The organism is Leifsonia sp. 71-9, assembly GCF_001898805.1.
In the GTDB taxonomy this organism is placed as follows: Bacteria; Actinomycetota; Actinomycetes; order Actinomycetales; family Microbacteriaceae; genus Leifsonia.
Genome location: NZ_MKVJ01000019.1, coordinates 93,246 through 113,383, shown reverse-complemented (window position 1 = coordinate 113,383; position 20,138 = coordinate 93,246). Strand labels below are relative to the sequence as shown.

The following is a 20,138-nucleotide window of genomic DNA, read 5'->3' as shown; positions in this document are numbered from 1 at the left end:
GCGCGGCCGACCCCCTCGTTTCGGGGGATGCCAAAAAGTGAGGATTTGTTACATTTGATCCCATGGTGACCGGTCTTTCGCAGGAGGAGGCGCCGCCCCTCCCGGCGGAGCCCGCACCTCCCCGTCGACGGCGCCGCCGTCGGCTGACGATCTGGATCGTCGTGGCCGTGCTCCTCGTCATCGCGGCCCTGGCCGCCTGGATCGGCGTCCGCGGCTTCCTCGCGCGGCAGGAGCTCAACGCGGCGTTGCCCGCTGCGCACAGCATCCAGCACGCCATCGTGGCCGGGGATCTCGCGAGCGCGCGATCGTCGGCGGTCACGCTCGAGAAGCACGCGTCCTCCGCCGCCGCGCTGACCAGCGACCCCGTCTGGCGCGCCGTGGAGATCGTGCCGTGGGTGGGGCCGAACCTGACGGCGGTGCGCACGGCCGCGGGCGCGACCGAGCAGGTCGCCTCCCGGGTCATCCAGCCCCTCGTCGGAGTCGCCGCATCCGCGGACCCGCGGAGTCTCGCGGTCACCGGCGGCCGAGTGGACCTCGCGCCGCTCATCGCGGCGCAGCCGGTCGTGGCGAAGGCGCAGGCGGCCTTCCATGGCGCGGAGAAGGAGCTGGCGACGGTGGACGCCTCCGCCACCATCCAGCCCGTCGGCTCGGCGGTCGAGCGGCTGCGCACCCTGTTCGCCGAGGCGACGCCGGCGGTGGACGCCGTCGGCAACGGCGCGAAGCTGCTGCCCGCCATGCTCGGCGCGGGCGGCGCCCGCGAGTACCTGCTCGTCGCCCAGAACCCCGCGGAGTTGCGAGCGACGGGCGGCCTCATCGGGTCGGTCGCCCTCATCCGGGCGGATCACGGCGCGATCTCCCTGGTCGCTCAGCAGGCGGGAACCTCGATCGGGCCGTGGACCGAGCCGGTCGCCTCGATCCCGGAGGGGCCGACGGGGCTCTTCGGCCCGCTCGTCGGGCGGTACCTCCAGGACGTCAACTTCACCCCCGACTTCCCGCTCGCGGCCTCCACCGCGTCCCGGATGTGGACACTGAAGAACGGCGGGACCGTCGACGGCGTCATCACGATGGATCCGGTGGTGCTCGCGGCCGTGCTCCATGCCACGGGACCGATCGCGCTCCCGAGCGGCGACACGCTCACGTCGGCGAACGCCGTCCACCTCCTGCTGAGCGAGGTGTACCAGCGCTACGTCGATCCGCATCAGCAGGACGCGTTCTTCGCCTCGGCCGCGGCGGCGGTGTTCCAGCGGGTCGCGGCGGGCGGCATCGACGGCTCCGCCCTCGTCTCCTCGCTGGCCGCCGCCGGCTCGTCGCACCGGCTCCTGATCTGGAGCGCGCATCCCGAGGAGCAGGCGGTCCTCGCCTCGACGACGCTGGCGGGCGGCCTCCCCATCTCGACCGCGTCGACCGCGGGCATCGGCGTGTACTTCAACGACGCGACCGGTTCCAAGATGGACTACTACCTGCACACCTCGGTGGCCGCGGGGGCCGCGGTCTGCCGCGCCGACGGCAAGCCGACCACCCGGATCGCGGTGACGCTCGCGAACCGCGCGCCCGCGGACGCGGCGACGTCGCTGCCGGCGTTCGTCACCGGGGGCGGGCTGTCGGGCGTCGCCCCGGGTCTGATCCAGACCCGGGTGGTCGTCTACGGGCCGTCCGGCGGGCTCGTCGCGGGCACCACGAAGGGCAGCGCGGTCGACTCCACCGTCTCGGGGACCGACCAGGGCAGGCCGGTGGCCGTCCTGACGGTGACGCTGGCGCCGGGGGAGCAGAAGACCGTGGAGGTGGACTTCCTCGGGGTGAAGCAGACCGGCACGCAGGTGGCCGTGACCACGACGCCGACGCTCCCCGGAACGGGTTCCACCCCCGATGTGGGGACAGAATCCACCACCGGTTCGATTGCCGTGGACTGCGCCGGCGGAGTAAAGTGAGGATTAATCAAATTCCCGACGTCGAAGCCGGGCGGCGAAAGGCGTGGCCATGCTCAAGAAGATCCTCGCGGCGGCAGCCGTGACCGCGGCGGTGCTGCTCGCAGCGCCCACCGCGGCGAATGCCGTCGACTATACGCAGGGCTCGCCCTGCCAGTTCGACACGGCCGTCGCCCACGCGGGCGACACCGTCCACCTGGTCTGCCAGCCCGGCACGTGGGCGTCGCAGGAGTTCATCGACTGGACCGGCTCCGGATCCGACGGCGCGAGCATCACGCTCGCGGTCTTCAAGGCCGAGACCAGCAGCGTCCACTTCGCGAAGCAGTCCAACGCCGACGGCAGCGACCTGCTGTCCGTGACGCTCCCGGCCGACGCGGTCGGCGTCTACTCCTTCGTGGGCGTGGGGCGCACGAGCAACCACGAATGCCCCGCCTCCGTCACCGTCCTCCCCGCCGACTCCGCGGCCACGGTCTCCGACCCGTCCTCCTCGTCCTCCGGCCTCGCCGACACCGGCTCGACCATGGCGATCTGGGCCATCTGGGTCGGCGGCGGACTGCTGGCAGCCGGTCTGGTGACCGTGTCGGTCGTCTTCTGGGCACGCAAGGTCCGCCAGTCCTGAGCGATCGGACGGCGCGGGATGGAATGACATCCCGCGTCGCCCGGTTGGCTTCAGTGTGACGAAACGCAGCATCCCCCTCTCCGTCCTCGACCTCGCCAGCCGCCCCGCCGATGGCACCAACGCCGACGCGGTCGCCGGCACCGTCCGGCTCGCGCAGGCGGCCGAGGCGCTCGGCTATGACCGGTTCTGGGTCGCCGAGCACCACGGGATGCCGGCCATCGCCTCCAGCGCCCCCGCCGTGCTGATCGCGGGCGTCGCCGCCGCCACCGAGCGCATCCGCGTCGGCTCGGGCGGAGTGATGCTCCCGAACCACGCGCCGCTCGTCGTCGCCGAGCAGTTCGGCACGCTGCGCGCCCTCTACGGCGACCGCATCGACCTCGGGATCGGGCGGGCGCCCGGCACCGACGGCGCCACCGCGATGGCGCTGCGACGCAGCGAGCAGGGTCTCGGCGTCGACGACTTCCCGCAGCAGCTGCTCGACCTGTTCGGCTTCTTCTACGGCGGCATGAGCGACGCGAACCCGCTCCACACGATCACCGCCGTCCCCGGGCTCGGCGACGCCCCGCAGGTCTGGCTGCTCGGATCCAGCGGTTTCAGCGCCCAGGTCGCCGCCGCCCTCGGCCTGCCGTTCGCCTTCGCCCACCACTTCGCCGGCGAGAACACCGAGGCGGCGCTCGACCTCTATCGGTCGAAGTTCGAGCCGAGCGACCTGCTCGACCAGCCCCACACGATGATCGCCGTGAACGTCGTCTCGGACGAGGACCCGCAGACGGTCCGCGCCCTGTCCCTCCCGGGCCAGCTCTCCTTCCTGCGCATGCGCCAGGGGCAGAAGCCGCAGCCGGTGAGTGTGGAGGAGGCGCTGGCGTACGACTTCAGCCCGCTCGAGGAGGAGTTCATCGCCGCCCGCAACGCCCGCCAGGCGATCGGCACGCCCGACGAGGTGCGCGCACGTCTCGACGCCCTGCTGGGCTCGACGGGCGCCGACGAGCTGATGGTGTCCTCCGGCGCGGCGACCGTGGAGGGCCGGATCCGCTCGCTCGAGATCGTCTCGGAGCTCTACCCGGCTGCATGACGGTGCGTGACGCCGGGGGAGGAGTCCCGCGCGCCACGCGAGTAGCGTGAGGGCGTTCCCGAGCCGAAGTCACACGAAGGCGGTCCCCGCATGGCACACGTCCCCACGGTCGTCGGAGTGAGCGGCAGCCCCACTCATCCCTCCCGCACCACCGTCCTGGTGGACGAGGTCGCGCGGTCGTTCGCCGAAGCGGTCGGCGGCACGCACCGCACGATCGAGCTCGCGCCCCTGCTGGGTCAGCTCGGTGCCGGGCCGTTCCGGTCGCACCTCGGACCGGAGGTCGTGGAGGCACTGGAGGCCGTGGAGGCGGCGGATGTCATCGTCGTCGGGTCGCCCGCGTACCGCGCCACCTACACCGGCCTGTTCAAGCTCTTCTTCGACCACATCGGCCAGTACGCGCTCGTCGACAAGCCGATCGTGCTCACAGCCACCGGCGGCAGCGATCGCCACGCGCTCCTGGTCGAGCACCAGATGCGCCCGCTCTTCGGCTTCTTCCAGTCGCTCACGCTCCCGCTGGGCATCTACGCCGCCGAGAGCGACTTCGCGGACTACGCGATCACCTCGGAGGACCTCCGCGGCCGCATCGACACCGCGGTCAACCGCACCGTCCCGCTGGTGCGCGCCCACATCGATCCCGACTCGCGCTACGCCAACGTGGAGTTCGCCCGGCCCGACGCCTTCTGAGGTCTGCTCGCCGCGGTGCGGCACCCCTCAGCGTGGCGGATGCGCCGCCTCGAGGAGGCGGGCGAACGCGTCGAGCCGGTCCGCGTTCTCCCGGTCGTAGAAGAAGCTCAGCTGCGGACCGCTCTCCGGTGTGATCGTGACGAGCTTCTTGCTGCGCTGGAGCACCGGCCGGAAGGCGAGGTGGAAGCGCTGGGCGTCGGTGAACCCGAACACCTCGAGCACGCGGCCGTCCAGCGTCAGCAGGGTGGTCGGGTTCGCCCAGACCTCGTGCGTCTCCATGGGGGCAGCCTACCGAGCGCCGGTGTCGTGCCGCTCCTCTTTTCGTCCCTTCCGCTCCGTGCGGGCGGGCCGTTCCGGCGGGTCCGACGGGAGTCCGCGCGAGAACACCAGCGAGATCAGGGTGATCGCCGTCAGACCGAAGAACGCGACCCGCAACGACGACACCTGGGCGTCGCGGTAGATGCCGGCGAGGGTCTGCGCGTCCGCGGTCGACAGGCCGGCGTCCGTGGCGATCTCGTCGACGCTCGTCGCCGGCACGATCGCCACGCCGCCCTCGGTCCGCTGCTGGACCTCGGACTGCACCGACGGCGGCAGCGAGCTGGCCGCGACGCCCGACGTGAACGAGGTGGCGAGCGCGCCGATCAGCACCGAGCCGATCAGAGCGGTGCCGAGCGACGAGCCGAGATTCTGGAACACGCCCTGCAGCCCGCCGACCTCGCTCGTCTGCGTCTCGTCGACGCTCGACATGTTGACGTTCCCGAGCTGCGACGCCAGGAGGCCGAGCGCGGCGCCCGTGAGGAACATCCCGGCCGCGAAGAGCCAGCTCCGGAGGTCTGTCGTCACCGACCCCAGCAACAGCAGAGCGCTCCCGACGAGCACGACCTGACCGACCAGCACGATGCGCCGCGGCGACCAGCGCCGCGACAGCGTCGTGCCGACGATCGAGAACAGGATCAGCGCGATCGACAGCGGGAACACCTTGATCCCGGTCTGCAGGGCGTCCAGGCCGAGCGTCATCTGCAGGTAGACCGGCACCATGAAGAACAGCCCCGCTGTCACCGCGTACTGCGCACCCAGCACCGTGAGGCCGCTGCGCAGCCGTCGGATCGAGAACACCTCCACGTGCACCAGCGGCGGCCTCCCGGCCCGCACCAGCTGCTTCTGGCGGCGGACGAAGCCCCAGATCAGCACCGCGCCCAGCAGGATCAGCCACGCGGTGGGCGAGATGCCGAACGGGGCGATCGTGACGCCGCCGATCTCCGGCGGCTTCAGCGGCAGGATCCAGCCCCAGACCTTGCTCTGCAGCATCCCGAACACGACGAAGACGAGCCCCGCGGCGGAGAGCAGCACGCTCCACAGATCGATCCGGGCGGGCTGCCGCCCGATCGGATCCGGGATGGCGCGGGTGAAGACGACGACGACCGCCATGATCACGACCTCGCCGACGAACACGTAACGCCAGTCGAAGTACGTGGTCACGAACCCGCCGATCAGCGGCCCGGCCGCCACCGCCGCCCCGGAGACGGCACCGATTACGGCGTAGGCGGTGATCCGGTCGCGACCCTGGTAGCTGCCCGCGATCAGGGCGGCGATCGCCGGGATCACCAGCACCGCGCCCAGCCCCTCGACGACCGACCAGCCGAGGAACAGGATCCCGATGTTCGGCGCCAACGCCGTCGTCAACGAACCCACCGCGTAGACGATCGACCCGATGACGAACGCACGCCTGCGCCCCCACACATCGCCGAGCTTCGCCCCCACCAGCATGAACGCCGCCATCGTCAATGTGTAGAACGTGATGGCCGCCTGCATCGCGGTCACGGTCGTGTGCAGGTCCGCGACGACCGTCGAGATGGAGACGTTCATCACCGTGCCGTCCAGCACCATGACGAACTGCGCACTGCCGAGGATGAGGACGACGGACCACTTGCGCATACCGCCACCAGCTTCCTCACTCAGAGCATCGTGGGGCCAGTATTCACCATCGCGCGCGACGTGGCAGGGGAGAAGACGAACTATCCGGTCGGGGTGCACCCTCCCGCTACCCCGAACGCCGCCTCACGCTTCGCGTTCAGCGGCGCCCGGGGCCCCTCGCGGCAGGGGCCGGGAAGACGCCAGCGATAGACAGCAAAAGGGAGAGACCAGTTCGCTTCGCGAACCGATCTCTCCCTTTTGCTATCTGGTCGGGGTGACAGGATTTGAACCTGCGGCCTCTTCGTCCCGAACGAAGCGCGCTACCAAGCTGCGCCACACCCCGATGGCCTTGAAGGCCTCATCTAGGATACACGAGCGCGAGGGGTGCTGATGACCACCGGGGGCGTCACGCCGCCGCGGTCAGCGTCACCAGCGTCGCCTCCGGACGGCACGCGAAGCGCACCGGCGCATAGATCGACGTGCCGAGGCCGGCGGAGACGTTGAGGAACGCCGAGCGGAAGGCGTGACGCCAGATGCTCAGGCCCTTGACCTGCTTGCGGGGGATGTCGCAGTTCGTGACCAGCGCGCCGTAGCCGGGCACGCAGACCTGGCCGCCGTGCGTGTGGCCGGCGAAGATCATGGCGGCGCCGTAGGTGACGAATGCGTCCAGGACGCGGCGGTACGGGGCGTGCACGACACCGAGCGTCACCGTGGGGCGCGCGACCGTGGGGGCATCCTCCGGCCAGGTCGCGTCGTCGCTGTACGGGTCGTTCTCGCGGAGCTCGTCGAGCGCACCCGGGATGGCCTCCACGCGGTCGAAGCGGATGTGCGGGTCGTTGACGCCGAACAGCTCCAGGTGCGTGCCCCGGACGTCGAGGGAGCCGGCCGCATTGTTCAAGTCGAGCCAGCCGAGATCACGCAGATACGCCGTGAGCGACGCGTTGTCGAGTCGCGGCGCGGTGGAGCCGTTCCTCTTCGAGGGGCCCGCGAAGTACTTGAGCGGGTTCTTCAGCTGGGGGCCGAAGTAGTCGTTCGAACCGTGCACGAACACGCCGGGCGTCCCGCGGAAGGCGTCCAGTGCGGCGCGGACGCCGACCAGGCCGTCCTCGTGGCTCAGGTTGTCGCCGGTGTCGACGACGAGGTCCGGCTTCAGAGCGGCGAGTGAACGCACCCACTCCTGCTTGTCGCGCTGCCACGGCGCCATGTGCAGATCGGAGAGGTGCAGCACCCGGATCGGCTCCGAGCCGGCGGGCAGCACCGGCACCGAGACCTCACGGAGCGTGTACGCGCGGCGTTCGATGAGCGACCCGTAGGCGAACGCGGCCGCTCCCGCCGCGCCGAGCACCGCCAGCGCGGTGCCCAACGGGCGGAGGGCGGTCCCGCGAGCCACTAGCCGTTTCCGCCGGGCGTGGGTGCTGAACCGGGAGCCGCGGCGACGGTGAGGGTGATCTGGGTCCCCTGTTTCGCGGGCGTGTTCGCGGCGGGTTCCTGGGTCTGCACGACCGCATCCCCTCCGCCGCTTCCGGAGATCTTCACGCTGAACCCGGCGCCCGTGAGCGCCTTCTGCGCGTCGGAGGCTTTCTGGCCGACCACGTTCGGGACGGCGACCAGGGAGCCGTTACTGGTGAAGATCGTCACCACGGTGCCCTTGCCCACCGGGCTGCCGGCGGCAGGATCGGTGGCTGAGACGGTGCCGTTCGGCTGGACCGAATCCTGGGGGCCGCCGTCGGCGCTTTCGAGGCCGAGACCCTTGAGGACGTTCTTCGCCTCGTCCGGGGACTTGCCCGCGAGGTCCGGAATCGTGATCTGGACACCGCGGACGAGCTTGTCCGGCGCCGCCGGGAAGTCGTCGCCGCCGTACTTGCCGACGGCCGCCGACATCATGGCGCGCTGCACAGCCGTACGGGCGATCGCGGGAGTGGTCCCGTGCGTCGGGTAGATGCGGCGCATGTCCTGGTGGCCGGTGATGTTGCCGACCCAGTACGCGCCGGCGACCTTCGTCGTGGCGGCGACGAGCCAGAGCTGCTCGTTGCCGTCCGTCGTACCGGTCTTGCCGATCATGTCCTTGCCGGTGGTGTTCATCCCGGCCGCGGTTCCGCTCTGGACGGGGCCCTGAAGCGCCTTGGCCATGGTGTTCGCCACCGTCGGGTCGACCGACTGCGTGCACTTGGTCGCGGGAGGTGCGACCTCCTTGCCGCTGCCGTCGATGATCTTGTCGATGGCGATGGGGGAGCAGGTGAGGCCGTTGTTGGCGATGCCGGCGAAGGCGGTCGCCATGGTCAGCGGCGCGATGTTGTTCGTGCCGAGTACCGACGCGGGGTCGGAGTTCAGCTCGGCGTTGGTGGCGGTGTGGACGCCGAACGCCTCGGCGTCCTTCTTGATCTCGCACAGGTCGAGCTGCGAGGCCATCGACACGAAGGCCGTGTTGATGGAGTTGGTGGTCGCGTTCTGCGCGCTGCGCTGACCCTCTTCACCGCCCGAGTCGTTGAGCGGCTTGTAGGAGCCGGTCCAATCGCCCGTGCACGAGTTCTTGAACTTCGTGTAGGTGCGGACGTTCGCGTTCACGGTCTCGTTCAGCGAGTGACCCTGCTTGAGCCACTCGGCAAGCGTGAACACCTTGTACGTCGATCCGACCTGGAAGCCTCCGGAGCCGCCGTAGGCGTAGTCCGTCGCGTAGTTGATCGCGCTGAAGGAGCCGTCACCCCCTGCGGCTTCCTCCGGGTCCTGCGTGTAGTTCTTGTTCTGGGCCATGTAGAGCACACGTCCCGTGCCCGGCTGCACGCCGACGAGCACGCCGCCGAGGTCGACCTTGTAGCTCTTTGGCACATACGAATCGAGCGTCGACTCGGCGACCTGCTGCAGGTCGAGGTCGAGGGAGGTGTAGATCTTGTAGCCGCCTCGGTTGAAGTTCGCCGCGCGGGTGTCCTCGTCCTTGCCGAAGGTCGGGTCGTTGAGGATGATCTTCTGCACGTAGTCGCAGAAGTACGCCGAACCGCCCGCGGTCTGGCAACCGCGCACCGAGGGAGTGATCACCGGCTCGATCGGGGTCTTGATCGCCTCGTCGAACTGGGCCTTGGTCACCTTCTTGTACTGGTACATCTTCTGCAGGATGTAGTCGCGGCGCTCCTTGTTCTTGGCGTAGCCGTTGGCGGCGCCGTTGGTCTCGGAATCCGGGTTGTCCAGCTTGAGCGAGGTGGGCTCGTTCACGATGGCGATGAGGCTGGCCGACTGCGCGGGGGTGAGCGCCGCAGCGGTCGTGTTGAAGTAGTAGCGCGCCGCGGCCTCGATGCCGTAGACGGAGCCGCCGAAGCCGGCGATGTTGAGGTACCCGACGAGGATCTGGTCCTTCGTGTACTTCTTCTCGAGCCCGATGGCGTACTTCATCTCCTTGACCTTGCGGTCGGGGCTGACGCCGGTCGACTCGTCGACGCAGGTCTGGTACGCCTTCTTCTGCTCCGCGGTCTTGACCGGCATCGCCTCGCACTTCTGCAGCAGCACGTTCTTCACGTACTGCTGGGTGATGGACGAGCCGCCCTGCACGCCGCCGCCGGAAACGGTCGACAGCACACCGCGCATGGTGCCCTGGATGTCGACGCCGCCGTGGCTGTAGAAGCGGGGGTCCTCACCGGCGATCGCCGCATCCTTGGCGGCCTGGGAGATCTGGCCGAAGGTCACGGGGAGGCGGTTCTGGGAGTAGAAGGTCGCGAGAGCGCGGTCGGAGCCGTCGGCGTTCTTCGCGTAGATGGTGGTCGGCTGGGCGAGGGTGCCGATCTCGAGGTACTCGGGAAGGCCCTCGAACACGCCGATGCCGTTGTTGGCGGCCATGCCGGTCACGGCGATCGCCGGCGTGACAGCGGCAGTGACCAAGAGCCCCGCGACGGCGCTCATCCCGAGGAATCCCCCGAGTGCGCCGAGCATAACTCTAGCCCGTGGTTTTTTCGCAGACATAGGATCAGAGTAGGTGATCAACCTGATAAACGCCCCGAACGCAAGGAGCACGATGCCGCGCTGGGAATACCTCACGACGCCCCTGATGATCCACAACACCGCCGCGATCCTCAACAACTGGGGTTCGGAGGGGTGGGAGCTGGTCCAGGTGGTGACCGGTCCGGAGGGCGGTCTGGTGGCCTACCTCAAGCGCCCCGTGACCGACGGGGCGGACGCCTGATGGCCGCCGTCGAGGCGCGCCTGGCCGAACTCGGGATCGACCTCCCGAGCGTCGTGCCGCCCGTCGCCGCGTACACGCCCGCCGTCGTCGACGGCAACCACGTCTACACCTCCGGCCAGCTGCCGATGGTCTCGGGTGCGCTGCCCGCGACCGGCAAGGTCGGCGAGGGGCACGGCCTGATCCCGGCCGCGGACGCCAAGGAGTACGCCCGCACGAGCGCCCTCAACGCCCTCGCCGCGGTCAAGAGCGTTCTCGGCTCGCTCGACCGGGTCACCCGCATCGTCAAGGTCGTCGGCTTCGTCGCCTCCGACCCGGCGTTCACCGGTCAGCCCGGCGTCATCAACGGCGCCTCCGAGGTGCTCGGCGAGATCTTCGGCGAGGCCGGTGTCCACGCCCGGTCCGCGGTCGGCGTCGCGGTGCTCCCGCTCGACTCGCCCGTCGAGGTCGAGATCGTCGTCGCGTTCGAGTAGAGCTCCCGGAACGCGAGAAGGGGCGGTGCCGCGCGGCACCGCCCCTTCGTCGTCTCCCCGGTTAGGAGAGCTTGCTCTGGATGGAGCTCATCACCGCGGTGTCGGCGAGCGTCGTCGTGTCGCCGACCTCGCGACCCTCGGCGACGTCCTTCAGGAGGCGGCGCATGATCTTGCCGGAGCGCGTCTTGGGCAGTTCGGTGACGACGAAGATGTCGCGCGGGCGGGCGATCGCCCCGATCTGCTCGGCCACGTGCTTGCGCAGCTCGGCCGCCACGTCGATCGACTGGGCGGTCTCGAGCTGGTTCTCCTTGATGATGACGAAGGCGACGACGGCCTGACCGGTCGTCTCGTCCTCCGCACCGACCACGGCAGCCTCCGCCGTCAGAGGATGGGCGACGAGCGCCGACTCGATCTCCGCGGTCGAGAGGCGGTGACCCGAGACGTTCATCACGTCGTCGACGCGGCCCAAGAGCCAGATCTCGCCGTCCTTGTCGTAGCGGGCCCCGTCGCCGGCGAAGTACTTGTCGCCGAACTTCGACCAGTAGGTCTCCACGAAGCGGTCCGGGTCGCCCCAGATGCCGCGCAGCATGCTCGGCCACGGCTCCGTGACGACGAGGAGGCCGCCCTGATCCTTGCCGACCTCGACGCCCGCCTCGTCGAGGATGGCGATCGAGACACCCGGTAGCGGAACCTGCGCGCTGCCCGGCTTGAGCGTGGTGACGCCGGGCAGGGCGGAGATCATGATGGCGCCCGTCTCGGTCTGCCACCAGGTGTCGACGATCGGCGTCTCGCCGCCGCCGATGACATCCCGGTACCACATCCACGCCTCGGGGTTGATGGGCTCGCCCACCGAGCCGAGCACGCGGAGGCTCGAGAGGTCGAAGCGCTGCGGGTGCTGGCGCCCGAGCTTCATGAACGAACGGATGGCGGTCGGAGCGGTGTAGAAGATCGAGACCTTGTACTTCTCGATGATCTCCCACCAGCGGCCGGGATGGGGGGTCTCCGGGGTGCCCTCGTACAGCACCTGGGTGGCGCCGTTGGCGAGAGGCCCGTAGACGACGTAGCTGTGGCCGGTGATCCAGCCGACATCCGCGGAGCACCAGTACACGTCGCTCTCGGCGTGCAGGTCGAAGACGTTCTTGTGGGTGAACGAGGCCTGCGTCAGGTAGCCGCCGGAGGTGTGGAGGATGCCCTTCGGCTTGCCGGTGGTGCCCGACGTGTACAGGATGAACAGCGGCTGCTCGGCGGGGAAGGCCTTGGCCACGTGATCCGCGTCGACCTGGGCGATCTCGTCGTGCCACCAGAGGTCGCGACCGTTCGTCCACGCCACGTCGTTGCCGCCGCGCTTGACGACGAGGACGTGCTCGACGGTGCTCTCCGCACCGGTGAGGGCGGCATCCACCGCGTCCTTCAGCGGGAAGACGCGGCCCTTGCGCCAGCCGCCGTCGGCGGTGATCACGAGCTTCGCCTCGGCGTCGTCGATGCGCGAGCGCAGGCTCTCGGCGCTGAAACCGCCGAAGACGACGGAGTGCACCGCGCCGATGCGCGCCACGGCGAGCATGGCGATGACGGCCTCGGGGATCATCGGCAGGTAGATGGCGACGCGGTCGCCCGCCTGGATGCCGAGGCTCGTCAGCAGGTTGGCGGCCTTCTTCACCTCGGCGGTGAGCTCGGCGTAGGTCAGCGAGACGGAGTCGCCCGGCTCGCCCTCCCAGTGGATCGCGACGCGGTCGCCGTTGCCGGCCAGCACGTGACGGTCCAGGCAGTTGTACGCGACGTTGAGCTCGCCGTCGTCGAACCACTTCGCGAACGGAGGGTTGGTCCAGTCCAGCGTGCGGGTGAACGGCTTGTGCCAGTGGAGGAGCTCACGGGACTGGTCGGCCCAGAACCCGAGCCGGTCCTCGGAGGCGCGTTCGTAGAGATCGGCTGTCGCCACGGCGTTCGCGGCGAACTCCTCGCTCGGCGAGAACCGTCGGGCTTCATGCAGCAGGTTGTCGATTGTGTTGCTCATGGGGAGGCTGTTCGCTCCTTTGCGATGCTGATTGTTCTGTCGTGGCGCGACAATGCCTGACTCTACAACCTCGCGAAGACCTCCCTCACGGAGACTTGCGTTTGCATTGATTCTGCGTAAACTTGGACCCGGCCGAATGTAAATTCGTGCGTGCGGCGCAAACGATTCCCCCCAATCCTGCGCCGCAGTGGCCGCACCTGTTCCCCCCAATAGGTGCGGCCCCCCTTTTTTAACGCTCTGTTACGCCGCTCGCCCCCGCTGCTGTGGGAAACCGGCTTCTCCACAGATCGGCCGGACTGCCGTCTCCACCGGCGAAACCTCGGCTTGGCTCGGGGGATGTTCACCGAATCACGAGCACATCCGTCGGACGCGCCCGGCCTGTGGGAGACCTTCGGCGTCCTGACGCCGTACCTCCAGCGTCCCGGCATCACCGACCTGTTCATCACCGCGACGGGCGAGTTGTGGTGCGACGGAGGTCCGGGCGGCCTCCAACGCATCGACGACTGGCACGCGGACGAACCGGACGTGCGCCGCCTCGCGGTGCAGCTGATCGCGCGGGGCGGTCGGCACATCGACGAGGCGACGCCGTTCGTCGACGTCCGTCTGCGCGGCGGGGTGCGGGTGCACGCGGTGCTGCCGCCGGTGTCGACCGGCGGCACGCTGCTGTCCATCCGCATCCCGAGCGCCGACGTCATGACGCTGCACGAGCTGGCGGCGGCGGGCTCGCTCAGCCCGCCGCAGCGCGCACTCCTCGAGCGGGCCGTGGCCGCCCGCACCAATCTGCTCGTGACCGGCGCGGGCGGTGCAGGCAAGACAACGCTGCTGGCTGCCGTGCTCGCGCATGCGCCGCCGACGGAGCGGATCGTGGTCATCGAGGACGTCGCGGAGCTCCGCATCCCGCACCCGCACGTCGTCGGACTCCAGTCGCGGCAGCCGAACCTGGAGGGCGCGGGAGGGGTGGATCTGCGCCGCCTGGTGCGGGAGGCGCTCCGGATGCGCCCGGACCGCCTGGTCCTCGGGGAGTGCCGCGGCGACGAGGTGCGCGATCTGCTGGCCGCGCTCAACACCGGGCACGACGGCGGGGCGGGCACGCTGCACGCGAACTCGCTCCTCGACGTCCCGGCTCGCCTCGAAGCGCTCGGGGCGCTCGCCGGGCTGGGCGAGCGCGCGTTGGCACGCCAGGCGGTGAGTGCGATCGGGCTCGTCGTCCATGTCGAACGCAGCGGGACGAGGCGGCGCGTCGCCGGCTTCGGCCGGCTGGTGACCGGCGAGGACGGCCGGCTCGGCATCCGGCCGCTGCCCGCCGGAGCAGACGATGCCGACCGGGGAGGCGGGGGATGAGCGTGGCGCGGGATGGCGAGGAGGAGGCGGATCGGATCGCGTCCGCCGCCGAGGCGCTGGCCGTGCTGCTCGACGCCGGCATCGCACCTCCCTCGGCCTGGCGGCACGTCGGACGGGCGAGCCCGCACCCGCTCATCCGGCGGGTGGTGGCGCTGGTCGAGGCGGGGGCGCCCGTCGAGGACGCGCTCGCGAGGGAGGCGGGCGGCTCCGGACGCGACGACGGCGTGTCCGCGCTCGCCGCCGCGTGGATCGTCGCGGTCGCCGCGGGATCGCCGCTGAGCCCGGCGCTCCGGGGCGCCGCCGCGGCACTGCGCGACCGGGCCGAGGTGGCGCGGGAGGTGGAGGTCGCCCTCAGCGGGCCGCGCTCGACGGCGCGGCTGGTGGGCTGGCTGCCCCTGGTCGGCATCGGGTTCTCGCTCCTGCTCGGCGTCGACGTGCTGGGCGTCCTGACCGGCACTCCCGTCGGGGTCGGTCTGCTCGGGGTCGGAGCGATGCTGGCGGTCGCCGGGCGGCTGTGGACGGCGGCCCTCGTCCGGCGCGCCACGCCCCGGGGCGGGATTCCCGGGCTGGAGGAGGAGCTCATCGTGATCGGGGTCGGTTCGGGGCTCTCGATCGAGCGGGCCCGCCGGCTGGTCGCCGAGGCGAGCGACAGGCTGGGGCTCGACACGGCCGACGGCGCCGCCGTGGACGAGGCGCTGGAGCTGGCCGAACGCGCCGGAGCGCCGGCGGCCGAGCTGCTCACGTCGGCAGCGCAGCAACGCCGCCGCTCAGCGCGAGCGTCGGGGCGCCGAGCCGCCGCCGACCTCGGGGTGCGGCTCCTCCTCCCGCTGGCGCTCTGCGTGCTGCCGTCCTTCCTCCTTCTGGGAGTCGCCCCGATGGTGCTCGGTCTCATCTCATCCACCGTCGAGGGCTTCTGACATGTTCTCCACCGATCCATGATCTCCGGCCCGTCGCGTCGGCGCTCGCCGAAGGATGGAAGCACGCACCGCATCGAACGAAGCGGGCGTTCGAACAGAGGGGGAACGATCGACATGGACGGATGGGGACGAAGGCGACTGCGAGAGGCGCTGCACGATGAGAAGGGAGCAGCGACGGCGGAGTACGCGATCATCACGGTGGCCGCGGTGGGCATCGCCGGACTCCTGGCGCTCGTGCTCCGCAGCGACGAGGTCCGCGGCCTGCTCACGGAGCTGGTGCATCGTGCTCTCACCGTCGCCGGCTGAGGGCGAACGCGGCAGCGTGACGGCGGAGTTCGCCGCCGCCCTCCCCGCTGCGCTCGTCTGCCTGGCGGTCGGCATCGGCGCGGTGCAGGCGGGCGGCCAGCAGCTCCGGCTGATCGATGCGGCCGCGGTCGATGCGAGGCTGCTGGGTCGTGGAGATGCCGCCCGCGGCATGGGCGCGCATTCGGTGCCGGGGCTCGAACGAGCGATCGCGCGGGAGCAGGGGATGGTGTGCGTGACCCTGTCAGCACCGAGCACGGTGCTGGGCCTCGGCGCGGCGGGACTCCGGATCGGCGGCCGCGCCTGCGCGCTGGACGAATCCGCGAACGCTCCGAACGGTCAGGACGGGGGAGCGGGATGACGGCGAAACGGGCCTTAGAGGGCCGAGGGAGCCGAGAGGACCGAGAGAGTGGAGTGGACCGAGAGAGTGGAGAGAAGGGCGGGGCGAGCGTGCTGGTGCTCGCGATCGTGGGGGCGCTCACGGCGGTGCTCGTGGCGACCCTCGCTGTGGGCGGCGTCTCTGTCGCCCACCGGCGAGCGGCCGTCGCCGCTGACTTGGCCGCGCTCGCCGCGGCGGACGCCGCGGTCGGTCGGGTCGGCGGCGAGCCGTGTGCGGTCGGCGCGCAGGTGGCGGCGGCGAACGGGGCGGACCTCGACCAGTGCGCGGTGGAGGATGTCCAGGTGCTCGTCGGCGTGGGCGTCGCCCTGCCCGGAGGGGCGCGCGTCGCCGGCCGGGCTCGTGCCGGACCGGCGGGGGCGGATCAGTCGAACAGGGTCTCGCGGTAGCGGTAGCCCACCGCGCTCGGCCGGTCGGCGTTCGCGTCGGACGATGCGTACTCGGTGTCCGTCCCGGACACCCGGATATAGAGGTAGCGCTTTCCGCCGCCGGAGGCGGTGATCTCCAGGCGGGGGCGCGGGTCGCCGGAGGGGAGGAACTCGGTGGTGATCGTCTTGCCCTCGAGAGGGCCGTCCGTCAGCTTGGCGGTGTACGTCGTCAGTGATGTCGTTGCCATGCCTCCATTGTCCTCAGCCCACCCTCCGCCGCAAGAGATCATCGGGTCGAGGTGCCTGCGCCCACGGCGAACGGGGCACGTCGGATTAGGCACACCGTCGGGCAAGGTGTGTATGGTTTGCCTGTTGGGCCGTCCGGCCCACGCTCGTCCGGCTTTGCGCCGAGGACCGGGCTCCGCGGGCAAATCGCGGGAGCGTGCTACCGACATCGGTCGGGGCGACATCGTCGTACATATAAGAGGAGTCAGGTGCCTGACACGAAGAAACTCGTCATCGTCGAGTCTCCGAACAAGGTGAAGTCGATCGCCCAGTATCTGGGCGACGGATACGAGGTGATGGCCTCCGTCGGTCACATCCGCGACCTGATCGAGCCCAAGAACCTGCCGCCGGAGCTCAAGAAGGGGTCGCTCGGGAAGTTCTCGGTCGACGTCGAGAAGGACTTCGAGCCGTACTACGTGGTCTCCGACCAGAAGAAGAAGACCGTCGCCGACCTCAAGCGCGCGCTCAAGAACGCGGACGAGCTCCTGCTCGCCACTGATGAGGACCGCGAAGGAGAGGCCATCGCCTGGCACCTCATCGAGGTGCTCAAGCCGAAGGTCCCCGTCAAGCGGATGGTCTTCCACGAGATCACGCGCGAAGCCATCGAGAAGGCGCGCGACAACACCCGCGAGATCGACACCGCCCTCGTCGACGCCCAGGAGACCCGCCGCATCCTCGACCGCCTCTACGGCTACGAGGTGTCGCCGGTGCTCTGGCGCAAGGTCGGCCCCGGCCTGTCCGCCGGCCGCGTCCAGTCCGCCGCCACCCGCCTCGTCGTCGACCGCGAGCGCGAGCGTCTCGCGTTCGTGCCCGCTTCGTACTGGGGTCTGACCGCCCAGCTCGCTCCGGAGGACGCCACTTCCTTCCAGGCCCGCCTGGCCCGCGTCGACGGATCCCGGGTGGCGACCGGACGCGACTTCGACGACCACGGCCGTCTCACCTCCGACGCCCGCACGCTCGACGAGGACGCCGCGCAGGCGCTCGCCGCGGCCATCCGCCGGCCGAGCACGGTCGTGGCCGTCTCGAAGGTCGACTCCAAGCCGTACTCGCGCCGGCCGGCCGCGCCGTTCACGACCTCGACGATGCAGCAGGAGGCCGCCCGCAAGCTCCGCTTCTCGGCCCGCCAGACGATGAGCGTCGCGCAGACGCTCTACGAGAACGGCTACATCACCTACATGCGCACCGACTCGGCGTCGCTGTCGCAGCAGGCGACGACGGCCGCGCGCAACCAGGCGGCGAAGCTCTACGGACCGGAGACGGTGCCGGACAAGCCGCGCACCTACGCGTCGAAGAGCAAGAACGCGCAGGAGGCCCACGAGGCCATCCGCCCGTCCGGCGAGGTGTTCCGCACCCCCGCCGAGCTCGAGAAGGTGCTGCGGGGCAACGAGTTCCGCCTCTACGACCTCATCTGGAAGCGCACCGTCGCCTCGCAGATGGCCGACGCCAAGGGGCAGACGGCCTCGGTGACCGTCGAGGCGACGATCACCGAGGGGACGCTCGACGGAACCGTCGCCGAGTTCACCGCCAGCGGCACCGTGATCACCTTCCGAGGCTTCCTCAACGCGTACGAGGAGAGCAAGGACGAGGAGCGCAACTCCTCCGACGCCGCAGAGGCGAAGCTCCCGCCGCTCGAACCGAAGCAGGTGCTCGCTGTCGCCGAGGTCGAGGCCGACGGACACGAGACCACGCCGCCCCCGCGCTACACGGAGGCGAGCCTGGTGAAGACGCTGGAGGAGCTCGGCATCGGCCGGCCGTCCACGTTCGCCAGCATCATCTCGACCATCATCGACCGCGGCTACGTCACGCAGCGCGGCCAGGCGCTCGTGCCCAGCTGGGTCGCCTTCTCGGTGGTCCGGCTGCTGGAGGAGTACTTCGGCGACCTGGTGCAGTACGACTTCACCGCCGAGATGGAGGACGACCTCGACCGGATCGCCGACGGCGCCGCCGAGCGGGTCGACTGGCTGAACAGCTTCTACTTCGGCAGCGACAAGCACAAGGGCCTGCGCCGGGTGATCGACAACCTCGGCGAGATCGACGCGCGCAGCATCAACTCGATCGCCATCGACGACGGCGTGACCCTGCGCATCGGCAAGTACGGGCCCTACCTGGAGGTGGCCGAGGCGGACGCCGCCGAGGACGCCACTCCGCGACGCGTGAACCTCCCGCCGGAGCTCGCACCGGACGAGCTGACCCCGGCCAAGGCGCACGAGCTGATCGACGCACCGGTGCAGACCGACCGCGTGCTCGGCTCCAACCCCGAGACCGGCAAGATCGTGCTCGCGAAGGACGGCCGGTTCGGCCCGTACGTGACCGAGGCGGACCCCGAAGAGGACCCGCAGGCCGACGCGAAGACCGGCGAGGTCGTCGAGAAGAAGAAGCCGGCGAAGAAGGCTTCGGCTCCCAAGCCGCGCACGGCCTCCCTCTTCAAGTCGATGGACATCGCGACCCTCGACCTCGAGACGGCCCTCAAGCTGCTCGACCTCCCGCGGGTGGTCGGGACGGACCCCGACAGCGGCGACGAGATCCAGGCGGCCAACGGCCGCTACGGCCCGTACCTCAAGAAGGGCACGGACACCCGCTCGCTCACCAGCGAGGACGACATCTTCACGATCGACCTCGCCGGCGCGCAGGAGCTCTTCGCGCAGCCCAAGTACGGCAACCGGCGGGCGTCCAGCGCGCTCAAGGAGTTCGACGCCGACCCGGTCAGCGGCAAGCCGATCAAGGTCAAGGACGGCCGGTTCGGGCCGTACGTGACCGACGGCGAGACCAACGCGACCATCCCGCGCGGCGAGACGGTCGAGGAGGTCGACTTCGAGCGCGCCGTGCAGCTGCTCGCCGACAAGCGTGCCAAGGGCCCGGCCAAGAAGGCTCCCGCGAAGAAGGCGACCACTCGCAAGGCGCCGGCGAAGACCACGGCGGCGAAGACCACCGCGGCCAAGACCACGACGGCCAAGAAGGCCACCACCGCGGCCAAGAAGACCACCACGGCGGCCAAGAAGACCACCGCGGCGAAGCCGGCGGCCGAGTGAGCGGGCTCTTCATCACGCTCGAGGGCGGGGACGGGGTCGGCAAGTCCACGCAGGCCGCGCTCCTGACCGAGTGGCTCGAATCGCAGGGGCGCACGGTCGTGCGCACTCGTGAGCCCGGCGGCACGGACGCCGGGGTCGAGATCCGCGAGATCGTGCTCCACCATCGCGGTGACATCGCTCCGCGCGCCGAGGCACTGCTGTACGCGGCAGACCGCGCGCATCACGTGGCGACCCTGGTCCGTCCAGCCCTCGAGCGGGGCGAGGTGGTCGTCCAGGACCGCTACATCGACTCTTCCGTCGCGTACCAGGGCGCGGGCCGCGTCCTCGGCGGCGACGAGGTGCGCGATCTCTCGCTCTGGGCCACCGAGGGCCTGCTGCCGGACCTCACCATCCTGCTCGACCTCGACGAGACGGCCGCCCGCGCCAGACTCGACACGTCCCGCACCCGGTACGACCGGCTGGAGGCGGAGCGTTCCGAGTTCCACGCCCGCGTGCGGGCGGCGTTCCTCGAGCTCGCGGCGGGGGAGCCGGAGCGCTTCCTCGTGGTGGACGCGTCGCGCCCGATCGACGAGATCGCGGCCGACATCCGCCAGCGCCTCGATGGCCGGGTCTGACCGGGCCGGTGTCCGCCGTGG

General features: G+C 70.4%; 19 protein-coding genes and 1 tRNA gene. 13 read left to right on the top strand and 7 right to left on the bottom strand.

Features of this window, described 5'->3' with window-relative positions:
- The first annotated feature begins 62 nt into the window (after window positions 1-62).
- The 4 genes from BGO91_RS14590 (at window position 63) to msuE (ending at window position 4,300) form a co-directional block, all read left to right on the top strand.
- Window positions 63-1,928: a DUF4012 domain-containing protein gene (locus BGO91_RS14590; RefSeq protein WP_290473461.1), complete on the top strand. Its 1,866-nt coding sequence runs from the start codon at window positions 63-65 to the stop codon at window positions 1,926-1,928.
- Window positions 1,929-1,977: 49 nt separating this feature from the next.
- Window positions 1,978-2,544 carry an LPXTG cell wall anchor domain-containing protein gene (locus tag BGO91_RS14585; protein WP_290473460.1) on the top strand — a complete coding sequence of 189 codons (567 nt, stop codon included), beginning with the start codon at window positions 1,978-1,980 and terminating at the stop codon, window positions 2,542-2,544.
- 55 nt (window positions 2,545-2,599) lie between these two features.
- Window positions 2,600-3,616, top strand: coding sequence for an LLM class flavin-dependent oxidoreductase (locus tag BGO91_RS14580; RefSeq protein ID WP_290473459.1), 1,017 nt, complete (start codon window positions 2,600-2,602; stop codon window positions 3,614-3,616).
- A gap of 90 nt (window positions 3,617-3,706) precedes the next feature.
- On the top strand, window positions 3,707-4,300 hold the full coding sequence (msuE, locus tag BGO91_RS14575) for an FMN reductase (RefSeq protein WP_290473458.1): 594 nt from the start codon (window positions 3,707-3,709) through the stop codon (window positions 4,298-4,300).
- 27 nt (window positions 4,301-4,327) lie between these two features.
- On the opposite strand, the gene BGO91_RS14570 is transcribed toward msuE, so the two are convergent.
- From BGO91_RS14570 to BGO91_RS14550, 5 genes are all read right to left on the bottom strand, one after another.
- On the bottom strand, window positions 4,328-4,579 hold the full coding sequence (locus tag BGO91_RS14570; protein WP_290473457.1) for a hypothetical protein: 252 nt from the start codon (window positions 4,577-4,579) through the stop codon (window positions 4,328-4,330).
- A 9-nt stretch (window positions 4,580-4,588) separates the two neighbouring features.
- A complete protein-coding gene (locus BGO91_RS14565) occupies window positions 4,589-6,235 on the bottom strand; it encodes an MFS transporter (RefSeq protein ID WP_290473456.1) in 1,647 nt (548 codons plus the stop codon).
- 245 nt (window positions 6,236-6,480) lie between these two features.
- Window positions 6,481-6,557: transfer RNA gene (locus tag BGO91_RS14560), tRNA-Pro, on the bottom strand.
- Window positions 6,558-6,620: 63 nt separating this feature from the next.
- Window positions 6,621-7,604, bottom strand: coding sequence for a metallophosphoesterase (locus tag BGO91_RS14555; protein ID WP_290473455.1), 984 nt, complete (start codon window positions 7,602-7,604; stop codon window positions 6,621-6,623).
- A complete protein-coding gene (locus BGO91_RS14550; protein WP_290473454.1) occupies window positions 7,604-10,102 on the bottom strand; it encodes a transglycosylase domain-containing protein in 2,499 nt (832 codons plus the stop codon). Before BGO91_RS14550 ends, BGO91_RS14555 begins: the two co-directional genes overlap by 1 nt.
- Window positions 10,103-10,214: 112 nt before the next feature.
- Between BGO91_RS14550 and BGO91_RS14545 the strand changes: the two genes are divergently transcribed.
- Window positions 10,215-10,382: a hypothetical protein gene (locus BGO91_RS14545; RefSeq protein ID WP_021765346.1), complete on the top strand. Its 168-nt coding sequence runs from the start codon at window positions 10,215-10,217 to the stop codon at window positions 10,380-10,382.
- On the top strand, window positions 10,382-10,852 hold the full coding sequence (locus BGO91_RS14540) for a RidA family protein (RefSeq protein WP_290473453.1): 471 nt from the start codon (window positions 10,382-10,384) through the stop codon (window positions 10,850-10,852). The genes BGO91_RS14545 and BGO91_RS14540 overlap by 1 nt, the downstream gene beginning before the upstream one ends.
- Window positions 10,853-10,913: 61 nt before the next feature.
- Here the strand turns inward: BGO91_RS14540 and acs are convergent, their stop codons facing one another.
- A complete protein-coding gene (gene acs / locus BGO91_RS14535) occupies window positions 10,914-12,863 on the bottom strand; it encodes an acetate--CoA ligase (RefSeq protein WP_290473452.1) in 1,950 nt (649 codons plus the stop codon).
- 336 nt (window positions 12,864-13,199) lie between these two features.
- Between acs and BGO91_RS14530 the strand changes: the two genes are divergently transcribed.
- From BGO91_RS14530 to BGO91_RS14510, 5 genes are all read left to right on the top strand, one after another.
- Window positions 13,200-14,204 carry a TadA family conjugal transfer-associated ATPase gene (locus BGO91_RS14530; RefSeq protein WP_290473451.1) on the top strand — a complete coding sequence of 335 codons (1,005 nt, stop codon included), beginning with the start codon at window positions 13,200-13,202 and terminating at the stop codon, window positions 14,202-14,204.
- The gene (locus BGO91_RS14525) at window positions 14,201-15,121 is read left to right on the top strand and encodes a type II secretion system F family protein (RefSeq protein WP_290473450.1); all 921 of its coding nucleotides are present in this window, start codon (window positions 14,201-14,203) and stop codon (window positions 15,119-15,121) included. The genes BGO91_RS14530 and BGO91_RS14525 overlap by 4 nt, the downstream gene beginning before the upstream one ends.
- A 114-nt stretch (window positions 15,122-15,235) precedes the next feature.
- Window positions 15,236-15,427, top strand: a complete 192-nt coding sequence (locus tag BGO91_RS14520) for a DUF4244 domain-containing protein (RefSeq protein ID WP_290473449.1) — start codon at window positions 15,236-15,238, stop codon at window positions 15,425-15,427.
- 16 nt (window positions 15,428-15,443) lie between these two features.
- Window positions 15,444-15,785: a TadE family type IV pilus minor pilin gene (locus BGO91_RS14515; protein ID WP_290473448.1), complete on the top strand. Its 342-nt coding sequence runs from the start codon at window positions 15,444-15,446 to the stop codon at window positions 15,783-15,785.
- A 53-nt stretch (window positions 15,786-15,838) separates the two neighbouring features.
- Complete coding sequence (locus BGO91_RS14510; protein WP_290473447.1) at window positions 15,839-16,210, top strand: Rv3654c family TadE-like protein; 372 nt, start codon at window positions 15,839-15,841, stop codon at window positions 16,208-16,210.
- Here BGO91_RS14510 and BGO91_RS14505 read toward each other — a convergent pair.
- A complete protein-coding gene (locus tag BGO91_RS14505) occupies window positions 16,186-16,437 on the bottom strand; it encodes a hypothetical protein (RefSeq protein ID WP_290473446.1) in 252 nt (83 codons plus the stop codon). The two genes, BGO91_RS14510 and BGO91_RS14505, sit on opposite strands and share 25 nt — an antisense overlap.
- A 246-nt stretch (window positions 16,438-16,683) precedes the next feature.
- Between BGO91_RS14505 and topA the strand changes: the two genes are divergently transcribed.
- Together topA and tmk are read left to right on the top strand one after the other, a co-directional pair.
- Window positions 16,684-19,503, top strand: coding sequence for a type I DNA topoisomerase (gene topA / locus BGO91_RS14500; protein WP_290473445.1), 2,820 nt, complete (start codon window positions 16,684-16,686; stop codon window positions 19,501-19,503).
- Entirely contained in the window at window positions 19,500-20,117 is a 618-nt protein-coding gene (tmk, locus tag BGO91_RS14495) for a dTMP kinase (RefSeq protein ID WP_290473444.1), read from the top strand. The genes topA and tmk overlap by 4 nt, the downstream gene beginning before the upstream one ends.
- Window positions 20,118-20,138 lie beyond the last annotated feature (21 nt).

Coding starts and splice junctions, on each gene's coding strand:
- BGO91_RS14590 (WP_290473461.1), top strand. CDS start 63: ATGGTGACCGGTCTTTCGCAGGAGGAGGCGCCGCCCCTCCCGGCGGAG.
- BGO91_RS14530 (WP_290473451.1), top strand. CDS start 13,200: ATGTTCACCGAATCACGAGCACATCCGTCGGACGCGCCCGGCCTGTGG.
- BGO91_RS14505 (WP_290473446.1), bottom strand. CDS start 16,437: ATGGCAACGACATCACTGACGACGTACACCGCCAAGCTGACGGACGGC.
- BGO91_RS14565 (WP_290473456.1), bottom strand. CDS start 6,235: ATGCGCAAGTGGTCCGTCGTCCTCATCCTCGGCAGTGCGCAGTTCGTC.
- msuE (WP_290473458.1), top strand. CDS start 3,707: ATGGCACACGTCCCCACGGTCGTCGGAGTGAGCGGCAGCCCCACTCAT.
- BGO91_RS14545 (WP_021765346.1), top strand. CDS start 10,215: ATGCCGCGCTGGGAATACCTCACGACGCCCCTGATGATCCACAACACC.
- acs (WP_290473452.1), bottom strand. CDS start 12,863: ATGAGCAACACAATCGACAACCTGCTGCATGAAGCCCGACGGTTCTCG.
- BGO91_RS14550 (WP_290473454.1), bottom strand. CDS start 10,102: ATGAGCGCCGTCGCGGGGCTCTTGGTCACTGCCGCTGTCACGCCGGCG.
- BGO91_RS14540 (WP_290473453.1), top strand. CDS start 10,382: ATGGCCGCCGTCGAGGCGCGCCTGGCCGAACTCGGGATCGACCTCCCG.
- BGO91_RS14570 (WP_290473457.1), bottom strand. CDS start 4,579: ATGGAGACGCACGAGGTCTGGGCGAACCCGACCACCCTGCTGACGCTG.
- BGO91_RS14520 (WP_290473449.1), top strand. CDS start 15,236: ATGGACGGATGGGGACGAAGGCGACTGCGAGAGGCGCTGCACGATGAG.
- BGO91_RS14585 (WP_290473460.1), top strand. CDS start 1,978: ATGCTCAAGAAGATCCTCGCGGCGGCAGCCGTGACCGCGGCGGTGCTG.
- BGO91_RS14525 (WP_290473450.1), top strand. CDS start 14,201: ATGAGCGTGGCGCGGGATGGCGAGGAGGAGGCGGATCGGATCGCGTCC.